At 68.3% G+C, this 20211-nt stretch carries 12 protein-coding genes, 1 tRNA gene and 5 pseudogenes; 6 read left to right on the plus strand and 12 right to left on the minus strand.

Annotated features, from left to right (window positions below):
- Window positions 1–320: 320 nt before the first annotated feature.
- Window positions 321–394: transfer RNA gene (locus ACWGKT_RS33925), tRNA-Met, on the minus strand.
- A 101-nt stretch (window positions 395–495) separates the two neighbouring features.
- On the minus strand, window positions 496–906 hold the full coding sequence (locus tag ACWGKT_RS33930) for a GmrSD restriction endonuclease domain-containing protein (RefSeq protein ID WP_453276650.1): 411 nt from the start codon (window positions 904–906) through the stop codon (window positions 496–498).
- Between the two features lie 57 nt (window positions 907–963).
- Here ACWGKT_RS33930 and ACWGKT_RS33935 point away from each other — a divergent pair.
- Window positions 964–1050, plus strand: a pseudogene (locus tag ACWGKT_RS33935) (IS6 family transposase); the annotation flags it as partial.
- 301 nt (window positions 1051–1351) lie between these two features.
- Here ACWGKT_RS33935 and ACWGKT_RS33940 read toward each other — a convergent pair.
- Window positions 1352–2014, minus strand: a complete 663-nt coding sequence (locus tag ACWGKT_RS33940; protein WP_453276651.1) for a DUF3455 domain-containing protein — start codon at window positions 2012–2014, stop codon at window positions 1352–1354.
- A gap of 500 nt (window positions 2015–2514) precedes the next feature.
- Between ACWGKT_RS33940 and ACWGKT_RS33945 the strand changes: the two genes are divergently transcribed.
- Window positions 2515–2847 (plus strand): hypothetical protein, encoded by a 333-nt coding sequence (locus ACWGKT_RS33945; protein WP_453276652.1) that lies wholly within the window; start codon window positions 2515–2517, stop codon window positions 2845–2847.
- Between the two features lie 103 nt (window positions 2848–2950).
- On the opposite strand, the gene ACWGKT_RS33950 is transcribed toward ACWGKT_RS33945, so the two are convergent.
- From ACWGKT_RS33950 to ACWGKT_RS33960, 3 genes are all read right to left on the minus strand, one after another.
- Window positions 2951–3652 carry a TMEM175 family protein gene (locus ACWGKT_RS33950; protein ID WP_453276653.1) on the minus strand — a complete coding sequence of 234 codons (702 nt, stop codon included), beginning with the start codon at window positions 3650–3652 and terminating at the stop codon, window positions 2951–2953.
- A gap of 295 nt (window positions 3653–3947) precedes the next feature.
- A complete protein-coding gene (locus ACWGKT_RS33955; RefSeq protein WP_453276684.1) occupies window positions 3948–4187 on the minus strand; it encodes a hypothetical protein in 240 nt (79 codons plus the stop codon).
- 332 nt (window positions 4188–4519) lie between these two features.
- Window positions 4520–5593, minus strand: a complete 1074-nt coding sequence (locus ACWGKT_RS33960; RefSeq protein WP_453276654.1) for a LysR family transcriptional regulator — start codon at window positions 5591–5593, stop codon at window positions 4520–4522.
- Window positions 5594–5816: 223 nt separating this feature from the next.
- Between ACWGKT_RS33960 and snpA the strand changes: the two genes are divergently transcribed.
- Entirely contained in the window at window positions 5817–6506 is a 690-nt protein-coding gene (gene snpA / locus ACWGKT_RS33965) for a snapalysin (protein ID WP_453276655.1), read from the plus strand.
- A gap of 441 nt (window positions 6507–6947) precedes the next feature.
- On the opposite strand, the pseudogene ACWGKT_RS33970 reads toward snpA, so the two are convergent.
- The 3 genes and pseudogenes from ACWGKT_RS33970 to ACWGKT_RS33980 form a co-directional block, all read right to left on the minus strand.
- Window positions 6948–7220, minus strand: a pseudogene (locus ACWGKT_RS33970) (hypothetical protein); the annotation flags it as partial.
- Window positions 7221–7488: 268 nt separating this feature from the next.
- Complete coding sequence (locus tag ACWGKT_RS33975) at window positions 7489–7674, minus strand: hypothetical protein (RefSeq protein ID WP_453276656.1); 186 nt, start codon at window positions 7672–7674, stop codon at window positions 7489–7491.
- A gap of 161 nt (window positions 7675–7835) precedes the next feature.
- A complete protein-coding gene (locus ACWGKT_RS33980; protein ID WP_453276657.1) occupies window positions 7836–8378 on the minus strand; it encodes an FABP family protein in 543 nt (180 codons plus the stop codon).
- 799 nt (window positions 8379–9177) lie between these two features.
- Here ACWGKT_RS33980 and ACWGKT_RS33985 point away from each other — a divergent pair.
- Window positions 9178–9717 (plus strand): annotated as a pseudogene (locus tag ACWGKT_RS33985) (RNA-guided endonuclease InsQ/TnpB family protein); the annotation flags it as partial.
- A gap of 477 nt (window positions 9718–10194) precedes the next feature.
- On the opposite strand, the gene putP reads toward ACWGKT_RS33985, so the two are convergent.
- Together putP and ACWGKT_RS33995 are read right to left on the minus strand one after the other, a co-directional pair.
- The gene (putP, locus tag ACWGKT_RS33990) at window positions 10195–13776 is read right to left on the minus strand and encodes a sodium/proline symporter PutP (protein WP_453276658.1); all 3582 of its coding nucleotides are present in this window, start codon (window positions 13774–13776) and stop codon (window positions 10195–10197) included.
- 92 nt (window positions 13777–13868) lie between these two features.
- On the minus strand, window positions 13869–16397 hold the full coding sequence (locus tag ACWGKT_RS33995) for a SpoIIE family protein phosphatase (protein ID WP_453276659.1): 2529 nt from the start codon (window positions 16395–16397) through the stop codon (window positions 13869–13871).
- 1181 nt (window positions 16398–17578) lie between these two features.
- On the opposite strand from ACWGKT_RS33995, the gene ACWGKT_RS34000 reads away from it, so the two are divergent.
- Both ACWGKT_RS34000 and ACWGKT_RS34005 read left to right on the plus strand, forming a co-directional pair.
- Window positions 17579–18805, plus strand: coding sequence for a PP2C family protein-serine/threonine phosphatase (locus tag ACWGKT_RS34000; protein WP_453276660.1), 1227 nt, complete (start codon window positions 17579–17581; stop codon window positions 18803–18805).
- A 201-nt stretch (window positions 18806–19006) separates the two neighbouring features.
- Window positions 19007–19524: pseudogene (locus ACWGKT_RS34005) on the plus strand (integrase core domain-containing protein); the annotation flags it as partial.
- A 19-nt stretch (window positions 19525–19543) separates the two neighbouring features.
- Here ACWGKT_RS34005 and ACWGKT_RS34010 read toward each other — a convergent pair.
- A pseudogene (locus ACWGKT_RS34010) lies at window positions 19544–20151 on the minus strand (IS630 family transposase); the annotation flags it as partial.
- Window positions 20152–20211 lie beyond the last annotated feature (60 nt).

The raw sequence follows: 20211 nt of genomic DNA on the forward strand, positions 1-20211 counted from the left end.
CCCCCTGACGCGGTTGCATCACCACAGGGGTATGACCGCGCCAGTGGCGGCACCGGCCAAGGTGACGCCCTCAGGGCCGTGTCGGGTGTGACCTGCCGCGGAAAGGCGACGGCCCCACGCGGCGTGCGAAGCGGGGCGTGGGGCCGTCGAAACCCAGTTCTCCTGTCAGAACCGGGCCCCACGAACCTACGAGAGGCCGTCACGGTGCCGCTCCTCGGAGAGGCCGGACGAGTGACCGCGGGACGGTCCGCGCACCGACCGGCGGCCTCACTGGCCGGAACGCCGAAGGGCCCGGCGGCTGCCAGGCCCTTCGGCTCTCGTAGCGGGAGCAGGATTTGAACCTGCGACCTCTGGGTTATGAGCCCAGCGAGCTACCGAGCTGCTCCACCCCGCGTCGGTAGCCCCACCCTATGCCACCCCAGTCACGCGGGCAGCCGAATTTCCTCTGCACCGGGGCAGGCCCGCCGCATCCAGTCAGCCGGCGCGGGGCCAGGTTCAGCTGGTACAGGTATCCAGCATGGAGGACAGAGCCGACTTCTCCTCGTCGGTGGTGGCCAGCTTCCACACCGACTTGAGGTGCGTGTAGTCCTCGGCATACCTGCACCAAAACGCGTGGTTGGTGGGCTTCCAGTCGGCCGGCCCGCTGTCGGACTTCGACGACTTCGAGGACTCCGACGCGATCAGCAGCTGAGGGTCCTTGAGGTCGTTGCCGAACGCCTTGCGCTGATCCGCCGTCCAGGTGCCGGCGCCGAAGCGCCAGGCCTCAGCAAGGGGGACCATGTGGTCGATGGTCGCCTGGGCAACCTCGGTGACCGTGGTGTCGTCGTAGACGGAATACCAGGACCCGGACGCCGACTGGCAGTGGTCGGGCTTGTCCTGGACGTCCTTGCCGTCCCGGGCCAGCACCGTCTGCCGGGTGGTACAGCCGCCGGGCTGGGTCGACCAGATGTCGAACTTGTCGTGGGCGTGCCCCGCGCGATCGTCACGGACAAGCTCCGCAGCTACGGTGCCGCCCACCGCAAGGTCGTGCCATCGGTTGAGTACCGCACCGAGATGATCCACCGTTTCCGCGCCTGGAAGACCGTCACCGGGCCCCGCGCACACCTGCCTGCAGGGCCCGGCAACGTCCCGATCTCACCAACATGCGCCAACCCGTCTGCCACACCAGCAACTTCACAAGGCCGCCACACGCAGCGGGAGATCACCTGCACCGGGTACCGGTACCTCTTCTACGACGGCGACGCGTCCCCACTGAGGCCCGCTCCAGGATGATCAACCCAAAGATCAGTCCATTCCGGGGTCCAACGTGACGGTGCCGTCCGGCAGTTGGGTACCGAGTGTCCCCCTTCCGTCAGGATTCCGAATCCTCAGGCGGCTCGGGCGCCTCCCCCGCGGGGGTGTCGGACGCCTCCTCTCCGGGTGAGTCGGATGCGTCCTCTCCGGGTGTGTCGCGGGACTGGCAGACGAACTCGTAGTCGGCGTTGTACGGCACCTCAGTGGTGGGAGTCTGCTCCGGATCGCACGAGCCGGTCGGGGCAACCCCGCCGCTGGTGTTCAGACGGCGGATCTTCACCACGTCGGACAGTTCGCCGGTGCTCTCGCCGCTCTGCGTGGCGTTCAGTTCCAGCTCCGGGATGTTCCCCGGGCCGTGTGGCGTCTTGCTGGTCACCGAGCCTGTCACGGCGCTGCCATCCGCGGCGACCCACTGCGGCGGTCCGGAGTCCGGATTGACGAACGAATGCTGGATGCCGCCCTCGAGCGTGGCACGGACACCGCGCTGGGTGAAGGCGAAGGTGCCGTCGGCCTGCTGCGTACAGGCATAGATCTGCACGCCGTCGACGACCGAGGCCCGGAATGTGCGCTCGGCGGTCGCCCCGGAGCCGTCGGCCGCCGTCCCGTTCTGGGACGCGAAGCCGGCACCGGTCGCCGCGGTGAAGCCCCCGGCCACCACGCCGACGCCGGCGACCAGCCAGACCAGTTTCTTCTTCCGTGTCGCGCTTCGTTTCCTGGACATCCTGACCCTCATTTCGATCGTCGCGAATGAAAGAGGTGATTCCCGCATCCTGCGCCGGGTCTCAACCTTGCCTAGCTTTCCCATCCGGAAATCCGCTGAGCGATCCGATGTACGTGCCGCCCGGTCCAGGCACTCAACTCCAATGCGGGACGAAACGACCGGCGGACGGACGCCATTTCGGTGCTCGGCAGCAACTCGGCGCAGGTCAAGCCCACTCCGAGGAGAAAATCAGCAACCCCTTCGCGGCATACCGAAGTCTTTCGGTGTAGCGGTCCCGAAAGGCGGGAGATGCGCCATCCGCTGACGCCTGTCGTGCGATAGTGGATCAACGAGCTCACAACAGACGGGCCACACGGCACAGCTGAACCGTCCTCTCAACAGCCCGGCTCACCCGTAGGAGAAAAACTCACATGCCATGGCGTAAATCCACCGCGGTGCAACAGATACGAGACCACCTCCAAAAGTCACGCCCAGGCGATCACCCACTGGTCACACTTGGCGTGGCGACCGGAGGAAATCCGTGGTGGGGGTGGGATGCCTTGCTGAGCGATGGCGTAATCCATGACAGCCACTACATCACCCTGACCGAGGAAACCGTGCTCGTCCATGAGATCTCTCCCGGCACCGCACTGCCGGGAGAGCTGCGGTACGAGATCGCGAAGTCCCAAGCACAGGAACACATAACGGAAGTACGCAGGCGAACCTTCTGGAGTTCCTTCCGTTTCCGGCTGCCCGGTGATGAAAAGGCCACTCGTATGAACGTCCGCCGTGTTTGGCGCACGGACCTGGACCAGTTCCTGGGCTTGCTCGGCACCGGTCAGACACCTCGATGACCCAACGCCAAGCTCCCCGTTGGCCCAAGGTCGTTGTTGGCGTCGCTGGTCACTCGGCCGGCTGAGGTCTCCGGGATCTGGGCACATGTGACGCGGCCGTTCTTCACCCTTCGAGGTGTCGAATCTCCCGCGCATCAGGCTCCGCTGCGGGGACCTCGTGGAGGGCGGCTCGGTACAAGGCGAAGCGAGCGAACACATAGCCGACGGCGCCGGAGAGGAACCACAGGATTTGTACCCATGGCGTCCACCAGGCGACCAGCAGGGTCAGTCCCCAATACCCCGTGACGACCCAGCTGATCGCGACATCCAGTTGTCGAGCCGGCCTGTGGGTGTCAGCGGACGGCGAGTCCATGCGCGCCGCCTGGGTCTGGATACCCGATCGGCAGACCATGAGGAGGAACACGACCAAGCCGAAGAGCGACGTGGCCAGGGGGTTGTCCGGGTGATGGCCCATGATCGCGGTGACGAACGGCAGAAAGCCTGCCAGGAGCATCAAGGGAAAGTGAAGCGTCATCATGACGCCGGGGACGTAGCTGATCCGGTCGAGCACCGCGTGGTGCTCGCGCCAGACGATCCACAACACGAAGAAGGCAAGGACGTACGAGTAGAAGGCTCCGGCTTCGTGGGCGAGGAAATGCCACAGGTGCGAAGCGGCCTGGGCCCCTGAGGTGCCGGGGGTGACATCGAAATCCCCGCCCTCAGGTTGCGGAAGCTCGATGGCCAGCAGCGTCATGGCGATGGCCAATACCGCGTCGGTGAGAAAGCCCAGCCGCTCAGGCGACTGTCCAGCTCGCGTCTTCTCCACTTTTCGTCTCTTTCGTAGCCTGCCGACCGCCGGGACCGTACTCCGGCACGACGGCTTCTCGGGTGGTCCCATGCTCCGAGTGGGCGGTGTCCACTTTCCAGGACACACAGGGACCAGGGCTGTCCACTCCTGTCCGGTCCCAGCGGTCTGTTCACACTTGGCTTGGCGCGTAGGGTCGGCGGGTTCGGTGTTCCTTGATCGACTCGGCCCGTTTGACCGTCCTGCCGACGTCATGGTGCTTGGCCCGGTGCTTGTTCTTCGAGCCGGGAAGCCGTCCCGGGCCCCGCCGAGACCGTTACGACGCGGCCGCCGAGCAAGCCGCCGTCACGCGGATGTTGCCAAACCCGCGCCGCACCCGGGCGAGGGCGAGGCGGCGGGGTTCGGCTGCCGCTCGTCCCCAGGGGCGGCGTAGGTCCTCGGCGCGGGGTCGGGCGAGGCGGAGCTGGGTGTGGGCGGCGATGATCAGCCAGGTCCACAGGTCGGCACTGTCCGCGTGGCGGACCTTCGGGGCGGTCCAGCCGAGCGTCTGCTTCATCCTTGCCGATCCGCATCCCGGCAGCGTCGCGGTGGGCGCGGGCCGTGGTGGAGTCCACGCTGACCAGGGACAAGTCCGTCTGGACGAGCAGTGGAAGTTGATCGTGCCGTATTTGCCGATCGGCCGGTACGGCCCGTACCCCGAGCGGCTCCGGTCGGGTGCGTCGGTGAAGCCGAACCGGGCGCGGGTGGAGACGAAGATACCGGCCGTGGTCACAACCCGCTGGGCCCGCTGCCGGACGCGGGGCTGCCAGCGTCGGGCACCTCGCGCTGCCGCAGGCGCTGGCGAGGTCCCGGCACGGGTGCGCGGAGGCCTCACCGACGCGCAACACCCTATCGGTCCACCTCCCCCAGCCGGTCACGTTCGGGGTCTGCGGAGAAGTCCTGTTCACCCATGCTCAGTTCGAGCACACCAACACCGTCCGCGGCGAGCACGGTGCGAAGGGGACTCGGCTGCCCGTCGCGCGGTACGAGCGGTCGGTGGGCCCGCTCCAGCCACTCCCGGTAGGCCGGAGCATCGCGGGCCACCGTCCAGTAGGACTCCTCCAACTCCTCGTAGACGTCGTCCAGTTCCGCCTCCGTGCGGGCCGCAAGGAGGAGGCGTACGCCGATCGGGTCGCCCTCCAGGGGGCGGATCGCGAGGTCGGGATGGGGATGCGCGGTGGGCTGGCTCACCGTGACCACCTCGCCGGTGGCGGCCAGCGAGTACGCGGTGAGGTAGTCGCCGTGCAGCATCTCCGACTCCAGACCGGCCGCGCGCAGCGCCCGGCACAGCGCGTCCCACTCCCCGTCGACCGTGGAATCGACCATCCAGCGGTCGCCGGCCAGGTCGGCGAGCGGAACCTGCCGCCGCGCTGCCGCCGGGTGGTCCGCCGCGAGGGTGACGAACTGCGGTTCGCGCTCAACGAGAACGCGCAGGCTGAGCCCGGGCGGAATGCGCAGCGGACTGCCCTCGACCTCGTGCACGAAGGCTATGTCGAGCCGTCCCGCGGCGACCATGCCGAGCAAGAAATTGGCAGACACGTTCATCTGCAGGGTGGGTTCGATCCGCGGGACCCGTGCCCGCAGCAGGCGTAGCCAGCCGGGAATGGCACGGCTCGCCGTGGCGCCGATGCGCAGCTGGAACCCCCCGGCTGCGCGGGCGGCCGCCGCCCTGGTCTCGGTGACGATCGCCGTAAATTCAGCCACCAGGGGCCTGGCACGGCTCAGTACCGCGAGTCCCAGCGGGGTGGGCCGGCATCCGGTCAGGGCGCGCACGAAGAGCTGGGCGCCCAGCGCGTGCTCGATGCGTCGCAGCTGCGTGCTCACCGAGGGCTGTGCCAGGCCGAGTTGACGTGCCGCCTTGTGCAGACTGCCGGTGTCGGCGATGGCACAGAGAACACGCAGGTGCCTCACCTCCAACTCCATGAAGGGAGCGTAGGGCGGGGCGGGTCGGCACACCAGATGTTCAAGTTCCAACGAATGGGGAGGAGTCGGCCGAGTCGATTCCGCCGGGCGACGCGCCTGGGTGAGCCGACCGCAGATAGCACCGCGCTATCCCCAACTGCCATCACCCGTCATCCCATTGGACTGAAGGAGACTCACGGGCAACCGATCGTTCAACCCCACAGGACGAGAAGGAGCCCCCCACATGGCTTCGTTCCCCATGCCCAACAGGCCGAAGAACTCCAGGAGACTTCTGGCCCTCGCGCTCGGCCTCGGTCTGGCCTCCGCCGCGCTCGGCACCGCGACCCCGGCGAGCGCCCGAAGCACCGCCGAGACCCCGGCCCGGACCTCCGGCGCCGGCTACGTCGGCACGGCCGAGAACACCGGCAACAAGGCGTTCTTCGACGCCGTTGTGAAGTCAGTGGCGAAGCGGCAGGCCGCCCGGCCCTCCCTGAAGGTGGTGACCGTCTACTACAACGCCTCACAGGCGCCGAGCTTCCGTTCCCAGATATCGAGCGCCGCCTCCATCTGGAACAGCTCCGTGTCGAACGTCAAGCTCCAGGCAACCTCGGGAAGCGCGGACTTCGCCTACTACGAGGGCAACGACTCGCGCGGATCCTACGCATCGACCAACGGCCACGGCAGCGGCTACATCTTCCTGGACTACGCGCAGAACCGGCAGTACGACTCGATCCGTGTCGCCGCCCACGAGACCGGACACGTGCTGGGCCTCCCCGACCACTACAGCGGCCCGTGCAGCGAGCTGATGTCGGGCGGCGGCCCCGGCCCGTCCTGCACCAACAGGTACCCGAACTCCACGGAGCGAGCCCGGGTCAACCAGCTCTGGGTGAACGGCCTCGCCAAGGCCGTCGCGCAGCTGAGCAAGACCGGCTGACCTCGGTGTCTGGGGCGGACCGGCCTCCGGCACCTCCCGGTCCGTCCTCTCCGGTCCGGACCGCGGCGCCGACCGCGGTCCGAATCGCCGGACCGCACCCTCATCTAGGACCAGCGTCATCCGCTCCATGCCCTGCGCGAGTTCGAGTCGCACTGCAACGGGCACCGGCCCCACCCGGCCCTCAATCAAACCGCCCCACTCCGCTCCCTGCCCGAACCGATCACCGAACCAGGGCAGATCAAACACCTGGAGATCCGCCGACGAGATCGGCTCGGCGGAACCCGTCACGAGTACCAACACGCAGCCCGAGCCGGGCGGATGAAAAATCGGCGCCCACAGTCCGCCGACCTCGTGGTCCTTGCCGCGCTCGGCGAGCTGCACACCGAGTTCGACCACCTGCTCGTCTATGCCGAGTTCCTCATACAGCTCGCGGCGCGTTGCCGTGGTGTCGTCCTCCCCTGGCTTCAGCGAACCGCCTGGTGCGGCCCAGAAGCCGCCGCTCTCGTCGTAGCGCAGCAGCACCACCTTCGTCACGGCACCGCCGCACGCATGGTTCGCTACCCGGCGCTGGCGCTGACCGACGTCCAGTGGGTCCTCGGGCACACGCAGTTCCGTCGGCCGCCGCCGCGGGGATCGCTCTCGCAAGCGGGCTTGGCCTGAGTTCTGAGTGCTCCTGCCGTTGGTAGCCCGGCATCGGAATCCGGCGTGCCTCATGGGCTCACAGGCCGATCCCACGGCTGACGGGGTCGCGCCAGCACACGTACTGCCAGCAGACCGGGCTGTTGGCGGCGTGCCCGCTCTGGCGGCGTACCTCGTCGGGGCGATTGCCCTGCTCGATCGCGGTGGTGATGAACCCTGACCGGGCGGAGTGTCCGGTGAGCTTGGCGTCGATGCCTGCCTGTTGTCCGGCGCGGGTGATGACCAGGCCGCAGGCCCCCCGAGGTGGCCCACTGATCGACGGCGCGGAAGGCGGGGCCCTCGGTCAGGTCGGCGGTGCCCTGCCAGACGAGCCAGCCAGCACCGGGCAGGATTCGGGCTGTTCGCCGTGGGCGACGTCGGGGTCGCGCGGCGGCCGCACCTTCATCCCAGGCACGTGCACCTCCAGGCCGCCGTCGGTGAGCACGATGTGTTCCGCGTTCAGGGCGCTGACCTCGGCGACCCGATCCACCAGGCCGACCCCGCGATGCCCCGGCAGGAGGGCCCGCGGCGCCGTCAGTGGGAGCCCTGCAACTGGGCAGGATCCACCCCGCTCCGGCACCAACCTCACGGAGAGTCGACGGGAGGGGGAACCCGGCACTCCATCTTGTGCTGCATAACGGGCGATATGACCTACCGCGCGCGTCGCAGGGTTGCGGAGAGATGGTGCTGCAACGGCTGGCCGACCGCCGCGAGGTCGTGGACGAACGTGAGTGTGTCGCTGTCGGTCAGGGTGTAGCGGCGGCGGGTGGCGTTGACCTCCTTGGCCGTGGGAGTGAGGGCCACCTCGCGCGTGGAGAGATCTACCGTGTCCTGTGCCGCCTGGCCGACCGCGATCTCGGCGATGCCGGTGGGCTGGGTGATCAGTGCCTCCACCCGGCCTTCGGGCTGAAGCCGCCACCATCCGCTCTCCCGAGCCGCCGGGCGCAACGGTGCGCTGTCGGCGTCGAGCAGCCAGGCCCGGGCCTCGTAGCGGAGGAAGGGGCGGCCGTCGTGGCTGAAGGTGACCTCCTGGGCGTAGGTGAAGTCCCCGGCGAGCGTCGGGTATCCCCCTTGGCCCCGGCCGTGCCATGTGCCCAGGAACCCGAGCACGGGCTCGAGCAGTGCGTGCGGTGTGGGCGCGTCGTCCGGCCGGTGGGCGTCGGGGTACGGGTGCTGCAGTGCGGGGTCGTACACGTTCGCGCTCCTTGGGTTGCCGGTGCCGGGTGAAAGCCTAGGCGCCAATCTCCTGAGCAACGGGCAGGGCGGTTACCCCAGATTCAGCGCGTGGCGGGGCGGGTGGCGGGTTGGAAGCGGAAGGAGAGCGCCTCCATCAGCGGCTTGTGCTGCGTCTTCTGGACGGCGGTGCACCACCACCTCGGGCCCTTCACGTATACACGAAGGGCCCGAGCGGTATGAGAGTTGGGGTCAGCACAGGTACTGTTGAGCGTGATCGCGACAGATACAGACGATGGGCTTCCCGCACCGGGCTGGTAGTCGGCTCTCATACCGCTGCTTCTTGGCTTCGCTGCCGAGGATCCCCGTATCCATGGACTGCGTCCGCACGGATCCGTCGAGGACAATGGCGCCGGCGTCGATCGCTGGTCCGATCTTGATCCGGTAACTCTTCGGCGCAAACCCCGGCCTTCAGGCCGGGGACAGCCGATCCTCGCACCGGAGCCGCGCAGCGGCGAGTTCGCCGCGTTGTCAGTGGTGGACACTATGTTGATCACATCAGCCGAGGGGGGTGTTCTCATGCTGTCGGGTCGCCGTTACCTGCTCGACCTCTCGCCCGAACAAGAGGAGATGTGCGAGGAGTTCGGCAACATCTGCCAGGTGGTATGGAACACCGCGCTTGAGCGGCGGCGCGAGTACCGGCGGCGGGGGGGCGTGGATGAACTACGTTCCGCAGGCCGCCGAGCTGGCCGACGCCAAGCGCGAGCACGAGTGGCTGTAGGCCGCGCCCTCGCACATCCTTCAGCAGACTCTGCGGGACCTGGATCGGGCGTGCCGGGATCACGGCACGTTCAGGGTCTGCTGGAGGTCCAAGGCGCGTTGGTCGCCGTCGTTCCGTTTCCCGGCCGGGAACGCCGTCACTGTGGAACGTCTCGGCCGCAAGTGGGGCCGGGCGAAGTTGCCCAAGCTGGGCTGGGTCCGCTTCCGCTGGTCGCGCCCCGTTGGCGGTGAGATCCGGTCCGCGAGCGTCAGCCGGAAGGCCGGACGCTGGTACGTCTCATTCCTCGTGGACGACGGCACGACCACGCCCGAACGGCATGCCATGCCGAACACGTCGGTAGGCATCGACCGGGGCGTCAAAACCGCTGCCGTTACCTCGGATGGGGACTTCCATGACCGGGAGTTCATCACCGCCGGCGAGGCCGGGCGGTTCCGACGTCTTCAGCAGCAGCTCGCCCGCACGAAGAAGGGCAGCGCCAACCGGGCCAAGGTCCGCGCCCGTATGAACCGGATCACGGGCCGTGTAACGGACCGGCGCGCGGACTTCTGCGCCCAGGTCGCCCAGCAGATCACCGCCAAGAACGCGGTTGTGGTCCTGGAAGACCTCAAGACCCGCAACATGTCCGCGTCCGCGTCCGGCGCCGTCGACGCACCCGGCACCCGCGTGTCCCAGAAATGGACCACGAGCCGCATGCTCACCCGCGAATTGACCGTCCCCTCCATCCCGCCCCAGGAGCCCCAGGACCTGCTCGACGACGACGATCGCCGGCGATTCCTCCCACGCTGCCTGACCGACGATGCCCTGCCGACGGACGTCCGCGACGACGGGGCGATCACCCTGCTGCTCGGCCTGTCCACCAAAAGTCCTTGCCCCCTGACGCCTGAACACCTCAAGTTCGGTGACAAGCACGCCCTCCTGTATCCCGCGATGGTCGGTGCGGACGAGATCCTCCAGGCCGATGCACGCCGCCCCCGCTGCCGCCAAAAGGAACACCGACTCCTGACCCGATGCGGTGCGCCGGAAGGGCGTGCCACTGCGATACAGGCGACGAGGTGGCTAGGTGACGGTGCCGGTCGGAACAGCCTGTTCCGACCAGATGATCTTGCCGGTCCTCGTGTAGCGGGTGCCCCAGCGGTGGGCGAGCTGGGCCACGATCAGCAAGCCCCGCCCTCCCTCGTCGGTGGTCCTGGCATGGCGCAGGCGTGGCGAGGTGCTACTGGTGTCGGAAACTTCGCAGATCAGGCCACGGTCCAGGATCAGGCGGAGACAGACCGGTCCGGTTGCGTGGCGGATGGCGTTGGTGACCAGTTCGCTGACGATGAGCTCGGTGGTGAACGTCAGTTCGGGTATGCCCCACGCCGTCAGCTGCTGGGCGGCGAGGGCGCGGGCGTGCGCGACAGTGGCCGGCTCGCTGGGCAGATCCCAGGAGACGACCCGGTCTCGGGGCAGGGCATGGGTCCGGGCGAGCAGCAGTGCCGCGTCGTCGGACGGCGGATTGGCCAGCAGGTCGTCGATCACCCTGCGGCCGCTCTCCTCCAGTGTCGGCCGGGACGCGGCGAGGACATTACCCAGCCGGGAGAGTCCGACGTCGATGTCCCGGTCGAAGGACTCGATGAGGCCGTCGGTATAGAGCGCGATGAGGCTGCCTTCGGCCAGTTCCATTTCGACGGACTGGAAGGGGAGGTACCCGAGGCCGAGTGGCGGTCCGGCGGGCAGGTCCACGATTTCGGCACCGCCGTCCGGACTGACGATCACCGGCGGGAGGTGACCTGCCCGGGCCAGCGTGCACCGCCTGCTGACCGGGTCGTAGACGGCGTACAGGCAGGTGGCTCCCATGAACGCGGTACCCGCGGCGGCGTCCTCGGCTGCCGTCGATCCGTCGCTGCCGTGGGCCCCCATGAGGCCGATGACCAGGTCGTCCAGATGCGCCAGCAGTTCGTCCGGAGAGTGGTCGAGGTTGGCGAGCGTGCGTACGGCAGTGCGCAGGCGTCCCATGGTCGCCGCCGCGTTGATGCCGTGACCGGCCACGTCCCCGACGACCAGCGCGACGCGTGCTCCGGAGAGCGGAATCACGTCGAACCAGTCGCCGCCCACACCAGTGGGGGCATCCGCCGGGAGATACCACGACGCCACCTCCAGAGCAGACCCTCCCGTCAGTTCCTGCGGCAGCAAGTAGTGCTGCATGGAGCGGGCGGCGGTGTGCTCGCGGGTGAAACGGCGCGCGTTGTCGATGCACACCGCGGCGCGGGAGACGAGTTCCTCGGCGAGACGTACGTCGTCCTCCTCGAAAGGGCCCAATCGCCGGGAACGGGCGAACGTCGCCGCGCCCAGGGTGACCCCGCGCGCCCGCACCGGAACCACCATCACCGATCGGATGTCGTAGTCACGGATGGAGGCGCCTGTCGACTCGTCCTCGGTCACCCACGGGCTGGTGGTCTGGTCCAGAGTCCGTTCCACGAGGGTTCTGCTCTCCAGCAGGCACCGGGTCACGGGCGAGGAAGGTGCGCGCCGAACCGCTTCTCCCACTGCCAGCGTCGCCTCGGGGCAGCCCTCACGCACCGACTGCTGCCCCGCGCGCCGGATGACGGGTGCCATACCGACCGGCCCGGGCGCCGGCTCCTCGCCTTTCGTGACCGAGTCCAAGAGGTCGACGGCGGCGAAGTCGGCGACGGACGGCACGGCGTTGTCGGCCAGTTCCTGTGCGGTCCGTGTCACGTCCAGGGTGCTGCCGATGCGGGCAGCGGCGTCGTTGAGCAGGGCCAGGCGTTCCTGGGCCCGCCAGCGCTCGGTGACGTCGATGACCATGTACCAGACACCTACGTTCCGGCCGTGGCGGTCCTTCATGGCGAAGAAGGAGGCAGAGATCGCGCGGTTGTGGTCGGGGTCGGTGTGGCTGGGGCCGCGGTACTCGTAGTCCATCACCGGATCGCCGGTCTCCAGAACCTCGCGCAGCTTCTCCTCGAGGGCCTCGGCCTCCGCCTTCGGCAGCACTTCCGTCATCCGTCGGCCCAGCCGCCGTTCGAGGGGGATCTCGCGGTCCAGTGGCTCGTTGACCCAGACGTACCGCAGGTCCGTGTCGAGGACTGCGATGCCGACCGGTGCGTGGGCGAGGAAGGGAGTGAGCACCAGCTGGCTCACTCCGCCGCCCGGCATCCGCCAGAAGGCCGTTTTCGGGGGTCGGCCGACGAACCTGCCGACGACCAGCGCGGCGACCGTGGCGACCAGGACGCCTGGAACCATTTCGTACACGCCCGACTCGAGAGGGCCGAGCAGCGGATTGATCTTCTTCCACAGCAGCACGGTTGCCGCACCCGACACGATCCCGGCCATGGCCCCGGCCCAGGTCATGCGCGGCCAGTACAGCGAGAGAAGGACGACCGGCCCGAAGGCGGCTCCGAAGCCTGCCCAGGCGTAGGCGACGATACCCAGCAGCCCGCCGCCCCTGAGCGCGATCACGAAGGCCACCACGGTCACGACGACGACAGCGGCGCGACCGACCCACACCAGTGCCCTGTCCGAGGCGCGCCGGTGGAGGCACGCGCGGTAGAAGTCCTCGGTGAGAGCGACGGACGACACGAGGAGCTGGCTGTCCGCGGTCGAGATGATCGCGGCCAGTACGGCGATCAGCATCACCCCGGCGCCCCACGGATCGAACAGTGTCCGGCTCAGGGTGATGTACACCGTCTGCGGGTCGTTGAGCGGCGCTCCGGTCCGCGCGATGCCCACCAGGCCGACGAGCGTGGCGCCGGCGAGCACGACGATGACCCACCCGGTTTCGATGCGGCGGGCTGTGGGGATGGCGCCAGTGCTGCGGATGCCCATGAAGCGGGCCAGGATGTGCGGCTGACCGAAATAGCCCAGACCCCAGGCGAGCAGGGAAGTGATCGCTACGACGCCGAGGGGCCCGCCCGCTGACCACCGTCCGTCCGTGAAGCCGACCTTGGCACCCATGTCCAGCAGGCTGGGTGTCTTGCTGTTGAGGGTGTCGCGCAGTGCCCTGAAGCCACCCAGTGCCCCGATGCCGACGAGGGGGAGCACGAGCAGGGCGAGGAACATCAGTGTGGCCTGCATGACGTGCGTGAGGCTGACGGCGAGGAAGCCGCCCAGGCACGAGTAGATGACGATCACCAGGGCGGTCAAGGCGACTCCGAGCCCGAACCTGACATCGAAGATTTGCTGGAACAGCAGCCCGCCGGCCACCAGCCCACTCGCGACGTAGACGGTGAAGAACACAAGCGTGACCACCGCCGAGACCATCCGCAGCATCCCGGTGCGGTCCTCGAACCGTTCCTCCAGATAGGCCGACAGGCTCACGGCGTTCCCCGCACGCTCGGTATAGGTGCGCAGCCTCGGCGCAACGAGCAGCCAGTTGAGGTAGGTACCGACCACCAGACCGGCCGCGATCCAGCTGGCGCCGACACCGGCCGCGTACACCGCTCCGGGAAACGCAAGAAACAGCCAGCCGGACATGTCGCTGGCCCCTGCGGACAGGGCGGCAACAAACGCGCTGAGCCTGCGGCCCCCCAGAGCGAAGTCGGCGAAGGTACGAGTGCGACTGCACGCCCAGACACCTGTCCCGACCATGACGGCCACATACACGAAGAACGTGACCACGATCGGCGCACTCAAGTCGAACATACTGCCCTCACCTGCATGGTTTCCGGGCACGGGCGCCACTGTCACACGCCTGACAGCTCATAGCTCCTACTAGATAAATGTACCGATTTTGGTCACTGTGGATCGGAAACACCGCGCGCGCGGGGGCTCACCCGCTCACTGCGGGGGCCTGCCCCATCGGGCTTGGGCAACCCGATCAGGAGCAGCGTCACGTCGTCGTCATGCTTGGCCGTCTCCGGAATGAGGGTTCTGATCAACCGGTCAGCGGCGTGATCGAGGCTCTCCGCATCCAGGGGAGCGCCCTTCAGCGCGTCGTTGAGAGTGTGGGCGAGGATGTCGATCTGGGCCTCGATGTCAGTGCCTGGTCTCTCGACCAGTCCGTCGGTGTAGAGCGCGAGAGTGCTGCCCGGTGGCAGCGGCTGCGTCGTCTGCCGGAACGGCACGCCGCCGCAGCACGAATCGTTGACGCCCAGCGGCACACCGACCGGTGCCTGCAGCAGGCGGGCAGGCCCGTCCGGGGGCAGGACGATGACCGGGAGGTGTCCCGCCGAGCACAGGGTGACCTCATGGCCGCTCTGGTCCACCACCAGGTAGACGCAGGTGACGAGCTGGTCCGCCAGGTCGCTGACGAACGCGTCCAGCCCGGTCATCAGCTCACCGGGAGGTATGCCCATGCGGGCCAGCGCGTGGGAGGCGGCGCGCAACTGACCCATGACGGCCGCTGCCTCCAGCCCGCGGCCCATCACGTCGCCGACGACGATGCCGGTGCGGTCCTGGTCCAGGGGAATGACGTCGAACCAGTCCCCGCCGACTCCGGGGTCCTGGACAGACGCCAGGTACCGGTGGGCGCTGAACAGGTGCGGCAGACGGGACGGCTCACCCATGAGACTGTGCTGCAGGGTGTGGGCAATTCGTCGGTGCTCCTCGTAGCGCTCGGCGCGTTCGGCCTCGACATGCCTGCGTTCGGTGATGTCCCTCACGGACAGGAACACCAACGTCCCCTCGTCGGCCTGGAGCCTGCTCAGGCTCACCTCGATGGGGAACTCACTGCCGTCGCTGTGCAGCCCGTACAGGCCCCGGTCCAGGACGATCGGCTTCGGGTCCGCCTGCCGCAGGTAGGCGCCGAGGAAGGCGCTGTGCCGTCGACGCCGCGAGACGGGAACCAGATCGATGACCTGGGTGCCGACGAGGTCGGCCGGCGTATGTCCGAACAATCGTTGCACCTGCGCGTTGGCCCTGGCGATGGTGCCGTGGCCGTCCGTGATCAGGGTGGCGTCAGGCGCGGATTCCAGCAGCGCCAGGAAGCGCTGGTGAGCGCGCCGGACCTCGTGCTGGGCCGCGACTCGTTCGGTGATGTCGGTGACCACGCCACCTATGGCGTAGGGCTTGCCGGACGACGTGGTGAGCGGGAACAGACTGGTGAGGAGGTCCCGCGGGCCTCCCGGCAGGGTGAGCAGCTCCTCCCGCTGTACGGGGGTACCTCCTGCCAGCATGGCGAGGTCTGCGGTCCGCGCCTGACGCGCGAGGTCGGGCGGCATGACATCCCGGTCCCGGCGGCCCAGTACCCGCTCACGGGACAGGCCAAGGCTCTCCTCGAACGTCGTGTTGACCGCCAGGAAGCGCCCCTCCAGGTCCTTGATGAACACCACCGCGGGTGTGTGGTCCATGAACGCCTGGAGCAGTTCGTTCTGCCGCACCTGCCACTCCGCACGGGCGTGCGCCACCTCGATACGGCGACCAACGACCAAGACCCAGAAGATGACCGCGGTGAACACGACCACATGCCCACACACCAGCAGCGCGGTACCCAGACGTGTCCCGAACAGTGCCGCGTCCTCACCGGCCAGGACGAGCCGGCCCAGCAGCGGCGGTACGACCAGGACGGTGGTGAACAGGCGGCGCCCCAGCGCCCCCGTCGTACCCGCGTTCATCAGCAGTCCGGCGGGACCCTGGTCCGGCCGGGTGAGGAAGGCGGCGATGCCCAGCAGCACCAGAGCCAGGCCGGTGTACAGGGCCATGCCTTTGTAGGCGCCGAACCGCTCCAGTTCAGGGACGGCGTACGCGAACCCGTACAGGCGCAGCATTCCCAGCGTGAGAACGGCCAGGCCCGGGACCTGACTCGTCCAGGCGGGAAGCCGACACGAGCTCGCGCACAGGGCTGCCACGCCCCCGATCATCAGTGCCGCGGCCGTGTTCGGTGCCATCCGTCCAGGCACCTCTGTCGCCACCCGCACCGTGTCGTCCCTGAAGAGCAGTTCATCGATGCCCAGGCCCACCCCGGTCACGTACTCCACAACGGTGAGCCCGCCGATCCAGGCCGCCAGGGCTGCGGCCCCACGGGCGGCGATCATCCACGGCGTGGCGCATCTGCGAGCCACCAGAAACAGGGAGATTCCGAGTGCCAACAGCGCCACGGCGGTGTTTGCGTTCATGGTCGCGCCGGCACCGGGCCCGCGTCTCAGGACGTCGATGCCGAAGACCCAGCCGGACAGACCGGCCGCGCCCAGCACAGCGGCCACAACGGCGGCGCCCTGAGCCACGACTCGAGCAGCGTCCAAGGCGGACTGCTGGTACGGCAGGTCCGCGGCCTGCTCTGCTCCGAGCGCGCCGAGCAACTCGGGCGCCTGCTGCTCTTCCGTCACGGAACACTCGTCTAGGTGGATGAACGACTGAATCGTCACTCACACCCTAAGTACTTTGACCGCTCAGCGCCCTGGTCTGTGTGCCCCTGCCCTCCCCCGGTCCTGCCCGGGACCGACTCCGTCAGCCGGTACGGCTTGACGCCGCTCTCGAGCCTGGCATTCCGGCTTCGTCGGACACTGTGACCGTCGCCCACGAGGCGCTCCAACGGCCCGGCGGCCGTGACGCGACCTCTCGGGTCCTCGATGAGTCACCCGCGATCCGCACGCCTCGTCATGGTGGTCCCACGTCGGGGCGGCCCGTGAATGATCTTCCGTGAGCCAGGGTGACAACGCATCGGTGCCCGCTCGTCCACTGGTCGGTGACGCTGAGGTCAGGGTCCTCCGCCACCCTGCGGAGGGCTTCTCGTCCGAGCCGCGCCCAGGGAAAGGGAGGCTGGTTGGGACGCCTTACGGCACACCCACCCATACCTGTGCGACGCCAGCAGACAGCGGGCCGTCACCGTCGAACGCCAGACCGTCCAGGCCGAGCACGAGCACCGGGAGCAGGCCCAGGCTGTGCCCGAGCAGAGGCCGGCGGCCGGCGCTCACGCTTCCGCACCTGACCGGGCAAGCCCTCTCCCCCAGCAGCGCGGGCAAGTGTGGCTGAGCGCTTCAGCCGGCGGGTTCTCTCCCAGCACGATCACCGCGGTTCTCTCACCGCGAGCGAACCGCTCGCCTGCCTCGTACCGCAGCTTCTTGCCGGCCGGTCCGATGTGGATGTGGGTGTCCAGCTGCGGCTCAGCCACCCGCAACCGCCCCGGCTCCATGAGTCATCGCCGGCTCCGCTGTCGTTGCTGGCCGTTCTGTTCAGATCTCCGCGACGTCGCGAGCTCCGGCACCGCATCGACCACGTTGCCGTCGGTCGAGGACGGGCCGCGCCGACCGTCAGCTCCGCCTCGCGCCCTCCCGCAGCCGACTCCTTCGCTGTCCGACACCGGTGACTTGCCGCAGCCCTCCTGCGCTTCAGCAGCTTGGTCCTTCCCTGGAGCAGACGCTCTGCGGGCAAGGAGTACCGAAACGCGGAAAACGTACGGCCGACATGCCGCGCATGGCGTAATGAACCGCTCCGGCGGCTTCCCAGGTCACGTTGTGCGGAGGCGGTGACCAGCGTGGACACAGGAAGGTAGGTGGGAAACCCGGCCATGGGCACGGAGAGCATTGACCGATCGGAGGGTTTCGGCGAGCGGCTGCTCGGCCTGCTGCTGGACAGAGCGCGGCTCCTGCCGCCCCAGATGATCGCTCCACTCATCGCGGAGGGGGTGGCCAGGATCGGCGGTCGTGACGTCTCCATCCTGCTCCAGGACTACGCGCAGGAGTTGTTGGTGCCGCTGCCGGGCACGAAACTGCATGTGGCCCAGCCGGAGCCGGTGACCGACTCCCCCGCCGGGCGGGCCTTCCTGCGCGGGGACAGGGTCGAGGTTCCGCAGGCCAGCGGCGGCGTCCGGATTTACCTGCCACTGCTGGACGGCAGTGACCAGGTGGGCGTAATGGCCCTCACACTGGACACAGTCGGCGACGACGACCGGCGCCTGCTGCACAGGCTCGCCAGCCTGGTCGCCGACATGCTGGTCACCAAGAACGCATACACCGACCAGTTCTTCCAGACCCGGCGTCGGGAGCCGATGAGCGTGTCCGCAGAGATCCAGTGGAGCCTGCTGCCGCCGCTGACGATGTCCGTGCCCCAGGTCAAGGTGGCCGGAGCCCTGGAGCCCGCCTACCGCGTCGCCGGCGACAGCTTCGATTACGCCCTCAACGGCAACATCCTGCACATGGCCGTCATTGATGCGATGGGCCACGGCTTGGACGCCGCCACAATGGCGACCGTGGCCATCGGCGCCTACCGGCATGCCCGACGCGTGTTCATCAGCCTGGACGAAAAGTACGCGTTCATGGATGATGCCATTTCCCGGCAGTTCGGGCCCGACCACTTCGTCACGGCGCAATTGATGCACCTGAACATCTCCACCGGTGAGATGGAGCTGGTCAACGCAGGTCACCCCGCGCCGCTGCTGATCCGCGGCGGCCGGGTCGTGCAGCAGCTGGAGAGCGCGACGACGCTGCCCGTCGGCTTCGGTGGTGAAATGCCCCGAGTCAGGGAGCACGTGCTCGAGCCAGGCGACCGGGTGCTCTGCTACACCGACGGCATCATCGACGAGCATGTCGCCAGCGGGGAGCCGTTTGGCGAGGAACGCCTCATCCGCTGCGTCAACCGCCTGGGGGAAGACCCGTCAGAGGGCATGCGGGCGGATCTGCGCCGGCTCTCCCACACCCTGAAGAGCGAGCGGGGCGGGCGCACCACCGACGACGCCACCCTTTTCATGATCGAGTGGAACGGGGGCACCGCCGACCACCTCGCGACCCTCGACTGAGCGTCTCGACGTCGACCGAGTCCGCGCCCGACACCGCCGCCCACGTCGACGACGATCCGTCTGCCAGCGGCGCCGCCTGGCGACGGGGTGGCCTCTCGTGCCAGAGCTCAGGCAACGCCAGGGGCCGGTGAGGGGCAGCAGCCACCAGACCCCCAACACCAACGTGAACCGTCTGCGGGCCCGAGGTGGCGAGAAGCAACTGCCGGCCACCGCCTGCAGATCGACGTGAAGTTCATCGAGCCGCTCGCCTCGATGCCGCAGGGGCGCCGGGGCGGCCGCAACAAGTACTTCCAGTTCACCGCGATCGACGACTGCACCCGCCTGCGCGTCCTGCGGAACCCGACGCTGAACCAGTCACCGCCATCCAGTTCCTCCACTACGTGCTGCAGCGTCTGCCGTTCCAGGTCGAGGCCATCCAGACCGACAGCGGCGCCGAGTTCCAGTCCGCCTTCCACTGGCACGTGCTCGACAAGGGCATCGCCCACACCTGCATCAAGCCGCGGACGCCGCGTCTGAACGGGGAGGTCGAACGCTCCCAACGCATCGACGCCGAGGAGTTCTACCGGCTTCTCGACGGCGTCATCATCGACGATGCCGAGGTCTTCAACGACAAGCTGCGCGAGTGGGAGGACTACTACAACTACCATCGCCCCCACGGCGGTCTCGGCGGCCAGACTCCCTATGAGCGCCTCAAGCAGAAGACCGCGGCCCAGGCGTAATCGGTGATCGTCAGTGGCACAAGGCCCACAGGGTGCCGTCGCCGACGGAGTAGCAGTCGTGGAAGTAGCGCACCCCGTGGGTGCGGTGACAGGTCGCGGGGTGCCGCTCGCGGTGACCAACAGGAGCGCCCAGCATGATCCGGCCGTGGGGTGGATGCCGAGTAGTCCAAACTCGTCGAGAGCGAACACCCGGGCAGGCAACCGCCCCAGCACGTGCTCGATGCGGTCGAGCCTGGCGTCGCGGTCGGGGTCGGTTGACTCCTTCCAGGTCTTGGTGCACTGGAAGGTGATGCCGCGGCGGACGAGCAGGCTCCGTAATGCCTCGCGGCCAATGGGGATCACTCGGTCGTACACTTTCCGTAGGTATGCATTGAGTTTGCGGATGGACCAGCGAGTGAAGGGCTGACCGAGCGTGGTCCGGCGGGTGGTCGCCGTCTGGACGACGAAGTCCTCGTCGTCGGGCTGGAGCAGTTTGGCCAACACCGGGACGCGGTTCCCGCCGGCCGAGGTCAGCGGCACCATCGCGCGCCGATACCGCACCGAACTGGTGCTGCCCCGGCGCACGATCTGCTGCAGCTTCTGCCCTTCCTGGTCGATCAACCTGCGCACACGGACAGGCTCAACCACCACACCTCCAGCGATCAGACCGGACGTCACCGCACATCCAGCCGCTGGAACCGTCACCCC

The sequence above is a fragment of the Streptomyces sp. NPDC054794 genome, from assembly GCF_053611585.1.